At 68.4% G+C, this 17,689-nt stretch carries 16 protein-coding genes; 9 read left to right on the top strand and 7 right to left on the bottom strand.

Annotation, left to right across the window (positions count from 1 at the left end; translation table 11 throughout):
* Nucleotides 1-14: 14 nt before the first annotated feature.
* From GV790_RS21020 to GV790_RS21010, 3 genes are all read right to left on the bottom strand, one after another.
* Entirely contained in the window at nt 15-938 is a 924-nt protein-coding gene (locus GV790_RS21020) for a quinone oxidoreductase family protein (RefSeq protein ID WP_163815185.1), read from the bottom strand.
* A 175-nt stretch (nt 939-1,113) separates the two neighbouring features.
* Nucleotides 1,114-1,569 (bottom strand): VOC family protein, encoded by a 456-nt coding sequence (locus GV790_RS21015; protein ID WP_163815183.1) that lies wholly within the window; start codon nt 1,567-1,569, stop codon nt 1,114-1,116.
* A gap of 93 nt (nt 1,570-1,662) precedes the next feature.
* On the bottom strand, nt 1,663-2,547 hold the full coding sequence (locus tag GV790_RS21010; RefSeq protein WP_163815181.1) for a LysR family transcriptional regulator: 885 nt from the start codon (nt 2,545-2,547) through the stop codon (nt 1,663-1,665).
* A 47-nt stretch (nt 2,548-2,594) separates the two neighbouring features.
* Between GV790_RS21010 and GV790_RS21005 the strand changes: the two genes are divergently transcribed.
* The 3 genes from GV790_RS21005 to GV790_RS20995 all read left to right on the top strand — a co-directional run bounded on the left by GV790_RS21005 (nt 2,595) and on the right by GV790_RS20995 (nt 4,634).
* Complete coding sequence (locus GV790_RS21005) at nt 2,595-3,431, top strand: AraC family transcriptional regulator (protein WP_163815179.1); 837 nt, start codon at nt 2,595-2,597, stop codon at nt 3,429-3,431.
* 10 nt (nt 3,432-3,441) lie between these two features.
* Nucleotides 3,442-3,852, top strand: coding sequence for a VOC family protein (locus GV790_RS21000; protein WP_163815177.1), 411 nt, complete (start codon nt 3,442-3,444; stop codon nt 3,850-3,852).
* A 170-nt stretch (nt 3,853-4,022) separates the two neighbouring features.
* Nucleotides 4,023-4,634 carry a malonic semialdehyde reductase gene (locus tag GV790_RS20995; RefSeq protein ID WP_163815175.1) on the top strand — a complete coding sequence of 204 codons (612 nt, stop codon included), beginning with the start codon at nt 4,023-4,025 and terminating at the stop codon, nt 4,632-4,634.
* A gap of 91 nt (nt 4,635-4,725) precedes the next feature.
* Here GV790_RS20995 and GV790_RS20990 read toward each other — a convergent pair whose 3' ends face one another.
* The 3 genes from GV790_RS20990 to GV790_RS20980 form a co-directional block, all read right to left on the bottom strand.
* Nucleotides 4,726-5,547 (bottom strand): carbohydrate ABC transporter permease, encoded by an 822-nt coding sequence (locus tag GV790_RS20990; RefSeq protein ID WP_163815212.1) that lies wholly within the window; start codon nt 5,545-5,547, stop codon nt 4,726-4,728.
* Nucleotides 5,548-5,825: 278 nt separating this feature from the next.
* Nucleotides 5,826-6,704 carry a carbohydrate ABC transporter permease gene (locus tag GV790_RS20985; RefSeq protein WP_163815210.1) on the bottom strand — a complete coding sequence of 293 codons (879 nt, stop codon included), beginning with the start codon at nt 6,702-6,704 and terminating at the stop codon, nt 5,826-5,828.
* A 179-nt stretch (nt 6,705-6,883) separates the two neighbouring features.
* Nucleotides 6,884-8,188, bottom strand: a complete 1,305-nt coding sequence (locus tag GV790_RS20980; RefSeq protein ID WP_163815207.1) for an ABC transporter substrate-binding protein — start codon at nt 8,186-8,188, stop codon at nt 6,884-6,886.
* 219 nt (nt 8,189-8,407) lie between these two features.
* Between GV790_RS20980 and GV790_RS20975 the strand changes: the two genes are divergently transcribed.
* From GV790_RS20975 to GV790_RS20960, 4 genes are all read left to right on the top strand, one after another.
* Entirely contained in the window at nt 8,408-10,666 is a 2,259-nt protein-coding gene (locus tag GV790_RS20975) for a carbon starvation CstA family protein (protein WP_163815173.1), read from the top strand.
* 62 nt (nt 10,667-10,728) lie between these two features.
* A complete protein-coding gene (locus tag GV790_RS31260; RefSeq protein ID WP_280213122.1) occupies nt 10,729-10,911 on the top strand; it encodes a YbdD/YjiX family protein in 183 nt (60 codons plus the stop codon).
* 120 nt (nt 10,912-11,031) lie between these two features.
* Entirely contained in the window at nt 11,032-12,534 is a 1,503-nt protein-coding gene (locus GV790_RS20965; protein WP_163815169.1) for an Ada metal-binding domain-containing protein, read from the top strand.
* Nucleotides 12,531-13,085, top strand: a complete 555-nt coding sequence (locus GV790_RS20960; protein ID WP_163815167.1) for a methylated-DNA--[protein]-cysteine S-methyltransferase — start codon at nt 12,531-12,533, stop codon at nt 13,083-13,085. Before GV790_RS20965 ends, GV790_RS20960 begins: the two co-directional genes overlap by 4 nt.
* A 184-nt stretch (nt 13,086-13,269) precedes the next feature.
* On the opposite strand, the gene GV790_RS20955 is transcribed toward GV790_RS20960, so the two are convergent.
* Nucleotides 13,270-13,887 (bottom strand): TetR/AcrR family transcriptional regulator, encoded by a 618-nt coding sequence (locus GV790_RS20955; RefSeq protein WP_163815165.1) that lies wholly within the window; start codon nt 13,885-13,887, stop codon nt 13,270-13,272.
* Between the two features lie 77 nt (nt 13,888-13,964).
* On the opposite strand from GV790_RS20955, the gene GV790_RS20950 reads away from it, so the two are divergent.
* Together GV790_RS20950 and GV790_RS20945 are read left to right on the top strand one after the other, a co-directional pair.
* A complete protein-coding gene (locus GV790_RS20950; protein ID WP_256673429.1) occupies nt 13,965-15,398 on the top strand; it encodes an MFS transporter in 1,434 nt (477 codons plus the stop codon).
* A gap of 44 nt (nt 15,399-15,442) precedes the next feature.
* Entirely contained in the window at nt 15,443-17,686 is a 2,244-nt protein-coding gene (locus GV790_RS20945) for an MMPL family transporter (protein WP_218586449.1), read from the top strand.
* The last annotated feature ends 3 nt before the right edge of the window (nt 17,687-17,689 follow it).

Raw genomic sequence — 17,689 nt, 5'->3', positions numbered from 1 at the left:
ACCCCCGAGACCGCTCAGGGGATCAGCACGACCTTGCCGAGGTTGGCCCGCTTCTCGATGACGGTGTGCGCGGCGGCCACGTCTTCCAAGGCGAACTCCTCGTGCACCGCCGGATGCAGCAACCCGGAGGCGAAGTACTGCCACAGTTCCTGACGCCAGTGCTCGTAGACGTCGGGCTGTTCGCGCGCAATGCGGGCGATCTGGAAACCGATCATCGATTTCGCGCCGGACAGCAGATCGAAGGCTTCCACGGTGCCGCCACCGGAGCTGTAGGCGACCAGGCGTCCGCCGGTGCGCACGGCGGCGAGGGCGGGTGCGAGCAGTTCACCACCGACAGCGTCGAGGGCGTAGTCGACGGCAGCGCCCCACGACTCGTCCTCGTACGCGACGACCTCGTCGGCGCCGAGTCCGCGCACGAAATCGGCCTTGGCGGGATCGGAGACCGCACCGACCACCCGCGCTGCGCCACGGACCCGGGCCAGCTGCACGGCGAGGTGCCCGACCCCGGACGCGGCCGCGGTGACCAGCGCCGATTCACCCTCGGCCGGGTTGGCCGCGTCGAGCGCACCCAACGCCACCAGACCGCTGCGCACCAGCGCCACCGCGTCGACCGCGGACGCGCCGTCGGGAATCGGCGAAGCCATCGCCGCCGAAACCACCGCGTAGTCGGCGTAGCCGTGGCCGAAGACCAGGCCGGTCACCCGATATCCGGGGGCGAAACTCTCCACCCCTTCGCCGACGGCGACCACTTCACCGGCGATCTCACCGCCGAGTGCGATCGGCTCGGGCTGCTCACGCACCTTGCGCACCACCGGCAGCGTCACTCCGATGGCTTCGACACGGACGAGCAGTTCGCCCGGACCGGGCGTCGGCACATCGACCGAGACGATCTCGAGCACCTCGGGACCCCCGCTGTGCTGGTATTGCACCCGCCGCATCACACCTCCAGGCTTGGTTCAGGAGCGGTAACGGTAACCACATACCGGCTCCACCTCACATACCCAGCTACCCGCGAGTGCGGCATCTCACGCCTGGTGCGCGCCGGTAGAGAGGCACGTCACCGGAGGTTCCGGCGTGTCGCGCGTGTCGTCCCAGTGTGCCCGCCGGACAAGTTCAGAGGTTCACCGCCGCCGCGGTGTCCTTCAACTGCTGTGCGCCCATCTCGGCGACGCGGGTGGTGAAGAACCACGAGTGCCCGAACGGATCCTCCAGCTCGACCTGCATATCGCCGTGGAACTGCATCTCCACCGGCCGGATGACGCGGGCTCCCGCGGCGATCGCCTGCTCGGCCAACGCCTCGACATCCGGCACGAAGACCATGAGGTTGATCGGCGTGCCGCCGATTGTCCGCGGGCTCCGGAAGTTGTACTCGGGGTATTCGTCGCGCAGCATGAAAACCGCTGATTCGATCCGGAACTCCGCGTGCGCGATCTTGTCGCCCTGTCGCGGAATCTCGACGCTGACCTCGGCACCGAAGGCTTCCCGGTAGAAGTCGAGGGCCGCCGCGGCGTCGTGGACGTTCAGGTAGGGAACGCCGCCCTTGTATTCCTCGGGGATGGGGTTGGTCATGGTGAAAGTCCCTTCGTCGTTGCTTGTTCCAATCCTCATCGGGCCCACCGCCCGCAACAACGACGAGATCGACTCCGATCGTTAACCCACGAGTTAGCGATCGGAGGCGGTGCGCAGGACTTCGATGAAGGAACGCACCCGGGCGGTCTGACCGCCATCGAGCCAGACCGGTCCGTACTCGATGGCGGCCAGGCCGGCGATCGGCACATAGGAAATGTCGGGCCGGGCGTGGTACCGCATGGCTTGGCTGCCCACGACGGCCACCCCGGCTCCGCTGCTGACCAGCGTGAGCAGTTCCTGCCGCGAGGTCAGGGCCGGTGTGCGCCGGATGGGCCGCCCGCTGGGCGCATGCGCCGGAATGATCCCCTCCAGCAGGTATCCGGGCGCACCCACCGGGACGAGCACCGGGTCCCTGGTCAGATCTTCGACGGAAACGCTGTCGCGACCGGCGAAAGGATGCCGGGCGGCGACGGCCAGCACGCACGGATCGCGCACGACCGCAGGCCCGCGGGATAGATCGGTTTCACGCACAGGCAGTTCCGTGATCTGCAGGTCGAGATCGCCGGCCCGCAGAGCGCTGAACGGGTCGGAGAGATGCACCTCGCGGATGCGTACCTCGCACTCGGGGTAGCGGGTGCGGAACACGTCGGCGGCCGACATGATCACCTCGCCCACCAGCGGGCTGGAGAATCCCACCCGCAAGGTTCCGGAAACACCACGACCTGCGGCCATCGCCTTGGCGATGCCGTCCTGAATGCGCCGGTAGCCGGCTTCCAGATCGTCCCGCAGCGCCTGCCCGACGGGAGTGATCGCCACCTGCCGACTGGTGCGATGAAACAGCGCCACCCCGAACCGGCGCTCCAGTTGTTTGATCGTCTGGCTGATCCGGGCACCGCTGACGCCGAGCCGTTCGGCCGTGCGCGCGAAATGCAGCTCCTCGGCCAGCGTCAGAAAGATCTCGATATCGCGCCGTTCCACCTCGTGCACGCTAGCGGGCGCTGCCGTTGCGTCGTAGCGTCGATGCCATGGCTCCGATCTCGGAGGTGGTGATGGCGCGGCCGGCGCCGGGGCTGGCGACGTTCATCGACCGCTATATCGGCTACCGGATGACGGGATATCCGCCCGGTCTGCATCGCGGCCTGCCCTCGCGGCATATGACGTTCATCGTGGCGATCGGACCGACCATCGACGTCGTCACGCAGACCGATGCGAAGCAGGCGCCGGCCGACTACCGCTGCGTGCTGAGCGGATTGCAGCCGGGACCGGCGGCGATCGCGCACAACGGGAATCAGGAGGGCGTGGCGATCGAGCTGACGCCGCTGGGTAGCCGGGTGTTGTTCGGTATGCCTGCGGGCGAACTGTGGAACCTCTCGGTGGAGTTGTCGGATGTGACGGGCCCGGTGGCGCAGCAGCTGGCCGAGGAATTGCATCTGCATGCGCAGTGGCCGCAGCGGTTCCAGGCCTGCGATCGCGTACTCACCACACTCGCCCATCCGGATCGGGTGGTGGCACCGGAGTTGAGCTGGGCATGGCGAGCGGTGGTCGGTTCCGGCGGGACGTTGCCGGTGGGCCCGCTGGCCGAGCGAATCGGCTGGAGCAGGCAGCACCTGACCCGACGGTTCGGGGCCGAGTTCGGGTTGAGCCCGAAACTGGCCGCGCGCATCGCCCGTTTCGATCGCGCGAAGGCGATGCTGGCGCGCACCCCGTCGTTCGTCAGCATCGCCCAGATCGCGGCGACCTGCGGTTATTACGATCAGGCGCATCTGAACCGGGATTTCGCGGAGTTGGCCGGATGCAGTCCGACCGCCTGGCTGGCCGAGGAGATTCCATCTGTCCAAGACCCGGAGCCGCCCGGCGAGTGAGGCTGAAGCCATGACTACGCCAACTTCCACCACCACTCATGTCTGGCCCTGTCTCGCCTTCCGCGATGCCCGTGCGACGGCGAAGTTCCTGACCGACGCCTTCGGTTTCGAACTGACGGCGCTATATGCCCGCGAGGACGATCCGTCGGTCGTCGAGCACGCCGAGATGCGCTGGCCCGCGGGCGGCGGCATCATGTTCGGCTCCATCGGCCGCAACGACAGCGAGTTCGGGCAGCGGCCCGCGGGCGCGGCCTCGCTGTATCTCGTGTGCGACGATCCGGACGCGCTCTACGAACGCGCCACCAAGGCGGGCGCGCGCATCGTGCGTGAACTGCGCGATGAGGACTACGGTTCACGCGGTTTCAGCGCCGCCGACCCGGAGGGCAACCTCTGGAGTTTCGGCACCTACGCAGGCGAATGACCATGCGGCGACCCGCCGCCGCGCGGGTCGCTTTCTATTCCCGATGTGCGAGTTCCCACACCCGCCCGGATTAAGTGGACCGCAGTCCGCTTGATTGGTTAATCTCGGTCTCCGAAGCGAGCGATCCTTTCCGCTTCCGCAAGGATCTTTTCGAACGCACAGGAGACTCGATGACCACCACCCAGCCGACCGACCTGCTCGAGCTCGACGCCGCCGCCCAGGACCTGCTGTTCCGCGAGGCGCGCACCGCCAACACCTTCACCGACGAGCCGGTCGCCGACGAACAGATCCAGGCCATCTACGACCTGATCAAGTGGGGTCCCACCTCGATGAACCAGCAGCCGCTGCGCGCGGTGGTGCTGCGCTCGCCCGAGGCCCGCCAGCGGCTGGTGCAGCATATGGGCGACGGCAACAAGGACAAGACCACCAAGGCCCCGCTGACCGTGGTGCTGTTCGCCGACAACAACTTCCACGAGCACCTGCCCACGGTGTTCCCGCATTTCGAGGGCGCCAAGGACTTCTTCGCCGACGACGCCTACCGCGAGCACTCGGCCAAGCTGAACGCCGCATTGCAGATCGCCTACTTCATCATCGGCATCCGCGCCGCGGGCCTGGCCGCCGGACCGATGAACGGTTTCGACCACGAGGCCGTGGAGAAGGAATTCTTCCCCGAGGGCGGCCACCACGCGCTGGTCGCCATCAATATCGGCAAGCCGGGCCCGGACGCCTGGTTCCCGCGCAGCCCGCGGTTCGAGGCGAAGGACGTCATCACGACGCTCTGAGCGGACCTCCGCTCGGCCCCGTCGCAGTTCGGCGACGGGGCCGCTGTCGTCTGTGCGACCCGACCGCGGCCGGCAGCCGCGCGACGGCAACTCAACGCCCACCGAGCCCCGACAGCGCGACACCGCGGATGAAGGCGCGTTGCGCGACGGCATACAGCAGCAACAGCGGCAGCAGGATCAGCATCGACGTCGCCATGAGGATCGGCCACTTGGTGTGATACTGCCCCTGCACACGCACCAGACCCAGTGTCGCGGTGGCTATCTCGTCGCGCTGGATCATCACCAGCGGCCACAGGAAATCGTTCCATACGGTGATCCAGGTGAGCACCGCGAGCACCACGAGCGCGGGCCGCACCTGGGGCATCAGCACGCGCCAGTAGATCTGCCAGGTGGTGCAGCCGTCGAGGATGGCGGCTTCCTCGAGTTCGACGGGCAGCGTCAGGAAGAACTGCCGCATCAGATAGGTGCCGAAGGCGCTGCCGAAGATGCCGGGCACGATCATCGCCCACGGGGTGTCCACCCAGCCGAAGGCGCGCATGAGCAGGAACTGCGGGATGAGGGTGACGGTGAGCGGCACCATGAGCGTCGCCAGGTAGGCGAGGAACAAGGCGTCGCGGCCGCGAAACGGCAAGCGCGCGAAGGCATATCCCGCCAGCGAGCAGAAGAAGACTTGTCCGGCGGTCACGCACGTCGCGTAGACCGTGGTGTTGAGCAACATGCGGCCGAGCGGGAGCAGATCGAATACTTCGGTGTAGTTCGACCACTGCGGATCGGCAGGGATGGGTGCGGGGTCGGTGACGGCGCCCTCGCTTTTCAGCGACCCCGACAATGCCCACAGGATCGGCGTCAACGCCGCCCACGCGACGATCACGAGCGCCGCGTACACCCCGGCTCCGGACATGAATCTGCGCATCACGGCACGGTCCACCCGCACTCCGCCCTGTTCACGCCGAGGCCGCACACCGCGCACCTCGACCTCGGAACGCACCGCGGTCACGGCCCGCGCGACCTCACCTTCTGCCCCGACGCCGCACACGCCGTCGCCGGCGCCCACATCGTCACCACCGACCTCGCCGCCACCCACGCCCCCGTGCGCCCGAGGCCGGACGGCACGAGCTACCGCCGTGCCATCGGATCGGCCGGTGCGCTTCGCGGTCGGCGGCCCCCGAAAGCCGGGCCGTCGGCCCGCGATCATCCCGCCCCCTCCCCGCGCCGGGCATACCGCAGTTGCAGCATCGTCAGCACGAACAACCCCGCGAACATCACCCACGCGAGCGCCGACGCGTATCCCACCTCGTAGAACGCGAATGCGTGCTGGAACAGCATGATTCCGAGCAGGTACGTACCGGTTTCCGGCCCACCGCTCCCACCGGTGAGCGCATAGGCCTGGTCGAAGGCCTGCACCGAGTTGATGACGGTGATGACGAAGACGAACGACAGCGGTCCACGGATCAGCGGAATCGTGATGGACCAGAACCGTCGCACCGCACCGGCCCCGTCGATCCGCGCGGCCTCGTAGAGCTGCTCCGGGACCCCTTGCATGGCGGCCAGCAGGATGACGGTGGCGAACGGCACGCTCTTCCACACCGTGACGATGCTCAGCGACACCAGTGCGAGATCCGGGTCGATCAGCCAGGGCACCGGGTCGATGCCGAACCAGCCCAGCAGCAGGTTGAGCAGGCCGTCGTCGGTGGTGAAGATGAATCGCCACACCACCGCCATCGCCACCGTCGAGGCGACCAGCGGCAGGAAGGCGGCGGTACGGAAGAATCCGATCCCGGCAATCGTCCGATTGAGCAATGCGGCGACGACCAGGCCGATCGCGACTGTCGGCAGCAGCGTCAGCAGGGTGAAGACCACCGTATTGCGCACCGCGATCAGGAACAGCGGGTCCGCGGTGAACAACCGGCGATAGTTCGCCATGCCGACGAATCGCGGTGCACTGAACAAGTCCCACGAGAAGAAGCTCAGATACAGCGAAACCACCAACGGTCCCACCAGGAACACTCCGACCCCGGCTACGTTCGCCGTCACGAACCAGCGCCCCGCCCGCGCTCGGCGCCGCGCCAGCTGCCCGGGCGGTTCGGACCGCCCTCCATCGATGCGCCGCAACGCATGCGCATGGTCGCCGACCCTGCGCCGGCGCAGTGCGTTCAGCGGGGATCGTCGGAGACTCGTCGGGCCTGCTGTCGGTTGTGCCGCCTCAGCCCTGCCCGCCGGCGAGCCGCCGGCGTGCGACCCCTGCGCATTCATCGCGTGTGCTCCTGCTCGAGCAGCGAATCGACCGGCCGGGTGAGGTCTGGATGCAACGAGGCGGCGGACGCGGCGCCACGCAGCACACGGTTGGCGCCGCGCTCGACCAGCGCCTGGACCTTTCCCCACGCGGGCGTGACCGGCAGGGCGCGCGAGTGACTCGGACCATCGGTGAGCACGCCCAGATTGGTGACATCGCGATGCGCGCCCGCGAACTCATCGGAGGCCAGCACCGATGTCAGTACCGGAACGAACAGCCCGGACTCGGCGATGATCGCCTGCCCCACCGGCCCGGTCGCGAATTTGACGAATTCCCAGGCCTGTTCGATACGTGGGCTGTCGGCGGCGATCGCCAGCCCGGTACAGCCCACATCGGTGATCGCGCCAGGTCCGCCGTGCGGCCCCACCGGCAGCACGGTCAGGTCGATATCGAGATCGTCGTGGCCGGCGAATTCCGAATACAGCCAGTGCCCGCCCATCACCATGCCCGCTCGACCACGCCGGAACAGATCCGGTGCCGAGACCGACTGCTGATCGGCCACGCGGGGTGCGACCTTGTGCCGCACCGCGAGATCGGCATAGAACTGGAAGCCCTCGGCGAATCGGGGATCACCGAGATTGGTGCGCGTCGGCGCGACCGACGGCGTGAACCAGTCGACCCCGTTGTTCATCCCGAAGCACGCGGCCGAGAAGTACGGCACCCAGGCGTCGGCGAAACCCCAGCGCCCCTGACCTTCCCGCGACGTCACCGCCTTGGCCGCGTCGAGAAACTCCTCGAAGCTCCAGGCCTCGTCCCAGTTCCTCGGGGCCCGAACCCCGGCCTCGGCGAACAGTTCCCGGTTGTAGTACAGGAACACCCCCGACCATTGTTCGGGCAGCGCGTACTGGCCACCCTTATAGCGGAAGGTGTCGTACAGCGCGGGAAAACTATCGCGCCGCAACGCATCCGCGTACTGCGGATCGCGGTCGAGCAGGGTGTTCAGGTCCAACAGCACGCCGCGCTCGGCCAGCCCGGCGTACAGCAGCTCCCACGCCATCATGATGTCGGGACACGCACCGCCCGCGCAGTAGGTGAGCATCTGCTGCAGCGCGTCCGGGCCGGAGACCACCGTGCGGATGCGGATCTCGGGGTGCCGCTTGCCGAACTCGTCGATGATCCGGCGCCGCACCCGCGCCTCCTCGGGGCGGGCGCCGAAGAAGAAGGTGAGCGCGTCGTCGTCGGCGCCGCACCCACCGGCCAGCAACGGGGCGGCCAGCGCGGAGCCGAGCAGCGTACGCCGCCGCACGGGTGTGCTCGACAGGACGGATGCCAGCTCCGGCCTCCTCAGGGCGGATGTGGAGCAAATCAGACCGCATGGCAGCATACTGGCGGCAACTGAAGAGGGTGACCGCCGACACACGACAACGATCCGATCGACCGCGATCACGACGCGATAGAACCGCCGCGCCGCGCCGCGCCGATCGGCTACCTTGGCACGTGTTTCAGCATCATCCTGCGCGTTTCACAGGAGAGTAGGCAGATGGCGACCATCGAATATCTGCGGACCGACCCCGATCTGCCGCCCGTCGGCGTGATCGACCGGTCCCCGATGACTCCGGCCAAGAAGGCGATATTCGCGGGCATCGCGATACTCGGCGCCGCTGCCTGGACGATCCTGGCCATCGCCCGTGGCGAGTCGGTGAACGCGGTGTGGATCGTGATCGCGGCGGTCAGCACCTACATCATCGCCTACCGCTTCTACGCGCGACTGATCGAATACAAGGTCGTCACACCGCGCGACGACGTGGCGACTCCGGCCGAGATCCTGGAAAACGGCAAGGACTACCTGCCGATGGACCGGCGGGTGCTGTTCGGCCACCACTTCGCCGCCATCGCCGGTGCTGGCCCGCTGGTGGGCCCGGTGCTCGCGGCGCAGATGGGGTATCTGCCCGGCACCATCTGGATCATCGTCGGCGTGGTGTTCGCCGGCGCGGTGCAGGACTACCTGGTGCTGTGGGTGTCGACCAAGCGACGCGGGCGCAGCCTCGGGCAGATGGCCCGCGACGAGCTCGGCTGGTTCGGCGGCTGGGCGGCCATCATCGGAATTCTCGTCATCATGATGATCCTGCTCGCGGTGCTGGCGCTGGTCGTCGTCAATGCTCTCGCGCACAGCCCGTGGGGTGTGTTCTCCATCAGCATGACCATCCCGATCGCCCTGTTCATGGGCGTGTACCTGCGGTTCCTGCGGCCGGGCGCGGTCGGTGAGGTGTCGCTGATCGGGTTCGCGCTGCTGATCCTGGCGATCATCGCCGGTGGCTGGGTCTCGGAGAACGACACCTGGGCGAGCTGGTTCACCTTCCACCCGGTGACCATCTCCTGGATGCTTATCGGCTACGGCTTCTTCGCCTCGGTACTGCCGGTGTGGTTGCTGCTGGCGCCGCGCGACTACCTGTCGACGTTCATGAAGATCGGCACCATCGGCCTGCTCGCGCTCGGCATCCTGATCACCCTGCCGACCTTGAAGGCGCCCGCGGTCTCGGAGTTCGCGCACACCGGCGCCGGGCCGGCCTTCGCGGGCAGCCTGTTCCCGTTCCTGTTCATCACGATCGCCTGCGGTGCGCTGTCCGGATTCCACGCGCTGGTGTCCTCGGGCACCACACCGAAGCTGCTGGAGAAGGAATCGCACAGCCGGATGATCGGCTACGGCGGCATGCTGATGGAGTCGTTCGTCGCGGTGATGGCGATCATCACCGCCTCGATCATCGACCAGCACATCTACTTCGGTATGAACGCCCCGCTCGGCGCGACCGGCGGCACCCCCGAATCGGCGGCCGCCTACACCAACTCGCTCGGACTGTCCGGCCCGCCGGCCACACCCGAGACGTTCAGCAATGCCGCGAGCGAGGTCGGTGAGGAATCGATCATCTCCCGCACCGGTGGCGCGCCGACGCTGGCCATCGGCATCTCCGAGGTGTTCCACCAGTTCCTCGGCGGGTCGAGCATGAAGTCGTTCTGGTACCACTTCGCGATCATGTTCGAGGCGCTGTTCATCCTCACCACCATCGACGCCGGTACCCGCGTGGCGCGCTTCATGCTCTCCGACGCGCTTGGCAACTTCGCCGGTCCCGCACGCAAATTCAAGGATCCGTCCTGGCGGGTGGGCGCGTGGCTGTGCTCGGCGATCGTGGTCGCGGCATGGGGTTCGATCCTGCTGATGGGCGTCACCGATCCGCTCGGCGGCATCAACGCGCTGTTCCCGCTGTTCGGTATCGCCAACCAGCTGCTGGCCGCCATCGCGCTGATGGTGGTGCTCACCATCCTGGTGAAGAAGGGCCTGACGAAATGGGTCTGGATTCCAGGGATTCCGCTGGTGTGGGACCTCATCGTCACCATGACCGCGTCCTGGCAGAAGATCTTCTCGGCGGACCCGAAGGTCGGCTACTGGAAGCAGCACGAGATCTGCCAGAACGCGCAGCAGGCGGGCAAGCTGTGCCTGACCGCGAAGACGCCGGAAGACGTGGACGCGGTGGTGCGCAACACCTTCATCCAGGGCACGCTGTCCATCGTGTTCGCGGTGCTGGTGCTGATCGTGACGGTGGTCGGCGCCATCGTCTGCTACCGCGCGTGGCGAGCAGGTACGGCCGAGACCACCGAATCGCCGGAGCAACCCTCGCGCATCTTCGCTCCGAGCGGATTCATCCCGACCGCGGCCGAGAAGGAGGTGCAGCGCGAATGGGACGAATTGATCGAGAAGGGTGCGGTGAAGGAGCCCGGCGCGGCGCACTCGAAAGCGCACTGAGGATCGAGGCGGCGGCCGGGGAGCGGCTCCGGGGCGGGTCGGCGAATGGGCCTGGTCGTACCGTGCTCGGCCTCGTTCGCGGTGTGCTGTGGTGGTTCAACTCGGTGCTCGGCGGGCAGGATTATCAGCGCTATGTCGCGCACCTGCGGCGCAAGCATCCCGGGTGCCGGATTCCGTCCGAGCGGGAGTATTGGCGGGAGCGGCACGCCGAGGCCGATCGCAATCCGGCCAACCGCTGCTGCTGACCCGGCCGCACGCTCCGCCCGGCGAGTCGCGTGGCGTGTCGCGCGCGGCCTGCCGGGCCCACCGCGGTAATGACCGATTTCCGCTAGCAGCGGTCGCCGGTTGCTGTCATTGTGGTTGACGTGACGATCACGGCTCTGGACTTCGAACGCTGTTACCGAGCGGTCTCCACCCGGGACTCCCGCTTCGACGGGCAGTTCTTCACCGCCGTGCGGACCACCGGAATCTATTGCCGCCCATCATGTCCGGCGATCACTCCGAAACGCGCCAATGTCAGCTTCCTACCGACCGCGGCCGCCGCGCAGCAGGCGGGCTATCGCGCCTGCCGTCGCTGCCTACCCGACGCCGCACCCGGTTCGCCGCTGTGGAACACCAGGGCAGACCTGGCGGCCCGGGCGATGCGGCTGATCGGTGACGGCGTGATCGAGCGCGGCGGGGTGCCCGCGCTGGCGGCGACGCTCGGCTATTCGCAGCGTCAGCTCACCCGCGTGCTCACCACCGAACTGGGGGCGGGCCCGCTCGCGTTGGCCAGGGCGCACCGCGCGCACACCGCGCGGCTGCTGATCCAGACCACGAACATGCCGATGTCGGATATCGCGTTCGCTGCCGGATTCGCCAGCATCCGGCAGTTCAACGACACCGTGCGGGAAGTGTTCGCGGTCAGCCCCACCACCATGCGCACCGAAGCGCAGCGGGCCAACGGACGGGCCGTGCCGAGCACCAACGGCACGCTCACCCTGCGGTTGCCCTACCGCGAACCGCTGGACCGCGGCTGGTTGGAATGGTTCTTGTCCGCGCACGCGGTGCCGGGGCTGGAACTATGGGAGGACCGCAGTTACCTGCGCAATCTGCGTACCCCGCACGGGCACGCCTCGATCCGGCTCGGGTTTCAGCGCGATCATGTACGCGCCGAACTCGCCCTGCACGATATGCGCGATCTCGCGCCGACCGTGGCGCGGCTGCGGCATCTACTCGACCTGGACGCCGATCCGATCGGCATCGATGAGGCGCTCGGGGTGGCCGAGCACGCGCAACGTCCGGAGGGGCGACCACGGTTCGTCCCGGGCATCCGGGTACCCGGATGCCTCGATGGGGCGGAGTTGCTGCTGCGCACCATGATCGGGCAACAGATCTCGGTGCAGGCGGCGGCCACGCACACCGCCCGGCTGGTCTCCGCACTCGGCGATCCCATCGACGGGCCGACACCGCGGCTGTTCCCCGACTCCGCGGTGATCGCCGAACGCGGCGCCGAGGTATTGACAGGCCCGGCCCGGCGGATCCGCTCGATCGTCAACGCGGCTGCCGCGCTGGCCTCCGGCGAACTGGCCCTGCACCAGGGCCGCACCGCCGCCGATCTGCGGCGCGATCTGCTGGCGTTGGAAGGGATCGGCCCGTGGACCGCCGACTACGTGACCATGCGCCTGCTCGCCGATCCCGACATCCTGCTCGACACCGACCTGGTGGTGCGGCAAGGCGCCGCCCTGCACGCCATCGACCTCACCGACACCGCGCGGTTCGCCCCGTGGCGCTCCTACCTGTGCATGCAGTTGTGGCACAGCGCCCTGGCCGCCCGCACTGTACCGGCGGCCCGCGCCGCCCGAACGAAAGCGAGTACCGACTCATGACCGCAGCCGTCCTCACCCCCGAAACCACCGAAACCACCGAAACCACCGAAACCACAGCCGATTTCGCTACCGTCACGACACCGATCGGCCCGTTCACCACACTGATCGACAGTGACGGCGCCGTGCTCGCCTCCGGCTGGACCGCGGACGCGGAGAACCTGCGCGGCCTCGTCCACTCCGGTCTGCGGCCCGCCGCACTGCGCGAACGCACGGAATTAGGCGCCGTCACCGACGCCGTCATCGCCTACCACCGTGGCGATCTCACCGTCATCGACGCCGTCGAGGTCCGCCAGCGGTCCGGCGAATTCCTCATGCACGCCTGGCAGATCCTGCGCACCGTCCCCGCCGGAAACCCGCTCACCTACACCGCCTTCGCCGCCCGCTCCGGCCGCCCGGCCGCCACCCGCGCCGCCGCCAACGCCTGCGCCCGCAACGCCGCGGCACTGTTCGTCCCCTGCCACCGCATCCTGCGCACCGACGGCACGCTCGGCGGGTTCCGCTGGGGACTGCCCGCCAAGCGCTGGTTGCTCGATCACGAGGCGAACGCCTGAGCCGACGGCTCGGGCGCCGTCGCCCGCCCTACGTCGCAGCACCAGGGTCCTGCGCCGGGGGTTCTGAACCGCCCACCGCGGGGATGCACCGCTGGGCGTTCAGAGGTGCACGGTAACCGCGCCGAGCGGTCGACAGCGGTGTCGAGCACCGGCTCGAAGGCTGCACTGCCACCCGCCGCCCCGGTTACGGGAGCAACTGTCGAATCAAGGCGTCGGTGGCCCAGGTCCGCCACTCGGCGGAGGTCCATGACCGTTCGTGAACGAGCAGGTGATAGGTCTCCGGCGACAGCACGGCCAGCGCCACATCGGCGGCCCGCTCAGCGGAAATACCGTTGCGCAGAGGAGTTTTGGCTGCCAACGCTTCGGCGAGGCGCAGCTGCACCGTATGCCGCTGGTCGATATTGGTCTGCCAGAGTTCGGCCAGTTCGGCATCGGTCGCCGCGGCCGAGCGAATCACCTCCAGTAGCGGGCTGACGCGTTCGAAAATCGCTGCCGCCGCGGCTACTTGACGATGTATCTGATCGGCGGGCTCGGCGGCGACCGCCTCGGCGAACCAGGGCCGATCGAGTGTGGCGACCGGCTCGGCATCGCCGGCGATCTCGCGATCGAGCAACTCGGACAGAATCGCGCGTTTGGTGGCAAAGGTGAAGTAGAGCGTCTGCACCGCCATGCCCGCCTGTTCGGCGATGGCCTTCATCGTCGTGGCCGTGTAGCCACGCGTGGTGAACAGCTCCCGCGCCGCGTCGAGCATTTTCGCCCGGTTCGCCGTCGTCTTCGCGGCACGTGTCGTTTTCGCGGTCATCGCTCGATCCTACTTGACTAGAGCGGCACTCCAGTGGATTCTCACTAGAGTATCGCTCTAGTGAAATGGAGGGGCTCATGTCCCGGACAGCGCTCGGCGCACGAGATCGACTGATCCTGCTGCTCATCACCGCCGTCGAACTGGTGGTCTTCCTCGACACAACGGTCCTCAATGTCGCGCTGCCGAGCATCGGCAACGACCTCGGCCTCGACGAGGCCGGGCTCGGCTGGGTGACCAATGCCTATCTGCTCGCCTTCGGCGGATGCATGCTGCTCGGCGGGCGAGCCGCGGATCTGCTCGGGCCGCGCCGGATGTTCGCCTGCGGCCTGGCGGTGTTCACCGCCGCCTCGGCACTGGCCGGGTTCGCGGGCACTCCGGCACTGCTCATCGCCGCCCGCGCGTTGCAGGGAATCGGTGCGGCGGTGGTGATTCCCGCGCAATTGGCCTTGCTGACCGCGACGTTCACCGAGCCGTCGGCCCGTAATCGCGCATTCGGGGTCTGGAGCGCGATGGGGGCCGCGGGCGCTGCCCTCGGGACAGCCATCGGTGGACCACTCACCGACTGGTTCGGCTGGCCGTCGATCTTCCTGATCAACCTCCCGGTCGGCCTGCTGGCCCTCGGGCTCCTCGCGGTATTGCCTGCCGACACCGCACCGGGCGGCACCGGCCGACGGCTGGACCTTCCCGGAGCGGTCACCGGCACGGCGGCCTTGCTGCTCATCGGCTATGCGATAGGGGCGCTCGCCGATCCCGGCGCTCGCGTCTCGGCCTGCGGGCTGCTGGTCGCCGGTGCGGTGCTGCTGGCCTGCTTCCTCTGGATCGAAGCGCGCAGTCCGCACCCGCTGATGCCGTTGCGGTTGTTCGAGGTTCGGCAAGTGCGTGGCTCGGCACTGGTGAACGTTCTCGTCGGCGCGTCGCATGTGCCGACCTTCGCGCTGCTCGCGCTGTACCTACAGAACAGCCAGGGCTACAGCCCCACCGCATCGGGACTCGCGGTGCTTCCGGTGGCGGTGGTGAATATCCTCATCTCCCGCACGCTCATCCCGATCGCGCTCGATCGCCTCGGCGCCTGGCGGGTTCTGGCCGGAGGCTTGGCTTTACAGGCCGTGGCGATGGCGTTGTTCGCTCGCGTACCCGAACATGCGACCTACCCGATCGATGTCCTGCCCGGCGCGATTCTGCTGGGTATCGGCCTGCCCGCCGCATTTGTCGGCGTCACCGCACCCGCCGTGACCTCGGTCGACCAGGTCGACGCCGGCATCACCGCCGGCATCGTCAACACCGCGCAGCGGGTCGGTTCCGGGCTCGGCGTCACGGTGCTGCTCCTGCTCGGCCAGGTGGTGACCGAGCAGTCGGCGGCCGGGCCCGAACACGCCTACCGCACCGGCCTGGCCGCCGCCTTCACCGTCGCGGCGGCACTGGCGGCATTCGGCGCGGTGCTCACCGTCGCGCTGTTGCGGGCGAAACCACGGCTCGCGCAACACACCGGCACCGCGGTCTCGGCGTCCTGAGATCCGCCGGGCACCCCAACCACCACTACGTCCCGAGGACCACCGTGACCACAACCGCACGGACAGAACGCTCACCTGCCGCCGAGGACGACTCCCCGCGCGGCCCGCTCGCCGCGCTGGCCCGAACTCTGATCGCCAGGCATCGGCTCACCCTGGCCGCGGTCGGGCTGATCACCCTGCTCGCCGCGCTCGCCGGGGCCGGCGTCACCGATCGGCTCTCCACCGGCGGCTATGTCGACGACAGCTTCGAATCGGTGCGCGCCGACGCGATACTCGCCGATCGCTTCGGCGCCGGATCGCCCAACCTGATACTGGTAGCCGAGGCCGAGGGCGGGGTAGGCAGCGCCGCGGCGACCGCGGCCGGTCGCGCGCTGACCCAGCGGCTCGCCGAACGACCGGAAGTCGTCTACGCCCTGTCCTATTGGACGCTCGGCGACGCGGCGGAGCCGCCGCTGCGCTCCCCCGACGGCAGCGTCGCCCTGGTGCTGGTGCGGCTGGCGGGCGATGAGGACACCGTCAACCGGACCGCGCACCAGCTCATACCGGAATTCGTCACCGACTGGGAACCACTGCGCGTGCGCGCCACCGGCCTGGCGCCGGTCAACGACGCGGTCGAGCGACAATCCGCGGCCGACCTCACCCGCGCCGAGCTCATCGCGGCTCCCCTGACGCTGTTGATCCTGCTGTTCGCGTTCGGATCGTTCACCGCGGCCGTGCTGCCGGTGCTCGTCGGCGGGGTCGCGGTGGTGACGAGCCTGGCGGTGCTGCGGCTGATCGCCGAAGCGACGCCGGTATCGATTTTCGCGTTGAACATCACCACGGCATTGGGCTTCGGGCTCGCGGTCGACTACAGCCTGTTCCTGGTGACCCGGTTCCGCGAGGAACTGCGCGCAGGCCGGACACCGTCGGCGGCGATCGTCGCCATGGTGCGCTCGGCGGGCCGCACCGTCGTGTTCTCCGCGGTGACGGTGTTGCTGTCGTTCGCCGCGCTACTGGTGTTCCCGATCTATTTCCTGCGTTCGCTGGCCTACGCGGGGATGGCGGTCGTCGGCCTGTCGGCGCTGACCTCACTGCTGCTGGTGCCGCCGCTGCTCACGGTGCTCGGCCCGCGCATCGACCGCTGGGATCCGCTGCGCGGGCTGCGCGCGAAGGCAGCCGGGTCGCGGGTCTGGCATCGGCTTTCGCATCGGGTGATGCGGCGGCCGATCTCGGTCGCGACCGCGGTGACGGCCGCGCTTCTGGTGGCCGCGTTTCCGTTCGCAGGAGCGAGTTTCGCGCTGCTCGACGATCGCGTCCTGCCGCCGGAGAACCCGGTCGTGCTGGCGGGCGAGACAGTGCGTCAGCACTTCGCGGCGACGACCTCGGCGCCGATCTCGATCGTGCTGCCCGAGGTGGACGCCACCGGCGAAGCACACGCCGTGGCCGAGTACGCACGCACACTATCGGCGGTACCCGGTTCTGCCCGCGTCGACAGCGCGGTGGGATCGTTCGCCGATGGCGCCGCGATCGCGGGGCCAGGACCATTGTCGGCGATCTATCGGTCCGAGGGCGCGAACTGGTTGTCGGTGACGGCCGGTGTCGAGCCGAACTCCTCGGCCGGCGCCGACCATGTCCGGGCCCTGCGGGCCGTCGACGCGCCGGGCACCGCGCTGATCGGCGGTGATGCCGCCATGCTTGCCGATACGCAGGACATGCTGATCAGCCGAATCCCCCGCGCGGCATTGGTCATCGTGGCGAGCATGCTGGTGCTGGTGTTCCTGTTCACCGGCAGCGTGGTGCTGCCGGTGAAGCAGATCGTGCTGAACGCACTCAGCTTGACCGCGTCCTTCGGCGCCATGGTGTACGTGTTCCAGGACGGGCATCTGAAATGGCTGGTCGGCGATTTCGTCCACACCGGACGGCTGGAAGTGACCGTCCCGATCCTGATGTTCTGCATCGCGTTCGGGCTCGCGATGGATTACAGCCTGTTCCTGCTCTCCCGAATCCGCGAAGAATTCCTGCGCACCGGCGACAACACCGAGGCGGTCGCGTTCGGGATGCAGCGCACCGGCGCGCTGATCTCCACCGCCGCCCTCATCGTGGCGGTGGTGCTGGCGGCGATGGCCACCTCGCAGCTGAGCCTGCTCAAACTGCTCGGAGCAGGTCTCGCGCTGGCTGCTCTCGTCGACGCCACACTGGTCCGCGGGCTGCTCACGCCGGCGGTCATGCGCTTGCTCGGCCGGTGGAATTGGTGGGCGCCACGACCGTTACGCCGACTGCACGATCGGCTCGGGCTTCGGGACGGATGAGCG

Source organism: Nocardia cyriacigeorgica (assembly GCF_010858045.1).
GTDB classification, from domain to species: Bacteria; Actinomycetota; Actinomycetes; order Mycobacteriales; family Mycobacteriaceae; genus Nocardia; species Nocardia cyriacigeorgica_E.
This window is presented reverse-complemented; position numbering and strand designations above follow the sequence as displayed.

Excerpts from the sequence above, each read along its gene's own strand:
- GV790_RS20950 (WP_256673429.1), top strand. The coding sequence starts at position 13,965 with ATGTCCCGGACAGCGCTCGGCGCACGAGATCGACTGATCCTGCTGCTC.
- GV790_RS21005 (WP_163815179.1), top strand. The coding sequence starts at position 2,595 with ATGGCTCCGATCTCGGAGGTGGTGATGGCGCGGCCGGCGCCGGGGCTG.
- GV790_RS20995 (WP_163815175.1), top strand. The coding sequence starts at position 4,023 with ATGACCACCACCCAGCCGACCGACCTGCTCGAGCTCGACGCCGCCGCC.
- GV790_RS20960 (WP_163815167.1), top strand. The coding sequence starts at position 12,531 with ATGACCGCAGCCGTCCTCACCCCCGAAACCACCGAAACCACCGAAACC.
- GV790_RS21015 (WP_163815183.1), bottom strand. The coding sequence starts at position 1,569 with ATGACCAACCCCATCCCCGAGGAATACAAGGGCGGCGTTCCCTACCTG.
- GV790_RS20975 (WP_163815173.1), top strand. The coding sequence starts at position 8,408 with ATGGCGACCATCGAATATCTGCGGACCGACCCCGATCTGCCGCCCGTC.
- GV790_RS20990 (WP_163815212.1), bottom strand. The coding sequence starts at position 5,547 with ATGCGCAGATTCATGTCCGGAGCCGGGGTGTACGCGGCGCTCGTGATC.
- GV790_RS21020 (WP_163815185.1), bottom strand. The coding sequence starts at position 938 with ATGCGGCGGGTGCAATACCAGCACAGCGGGGGTCCCGAGGTGCTCGAG.
- GV790_RS21000 (WP_163815177.1), top strand. The coding sequence starts at position 3,442 with ATGACTACGCCAACTTCCACCACCACTCATGTCTGGCCCTGTCTCGCC.
- GV790_RS20955 (WP_163815165.1), bottom strand. The coding sequence starts at position 13,887 with ATGACCGCGAAAACGACACGTGCCGCGAAGACGACGGCGAACCGGGCG.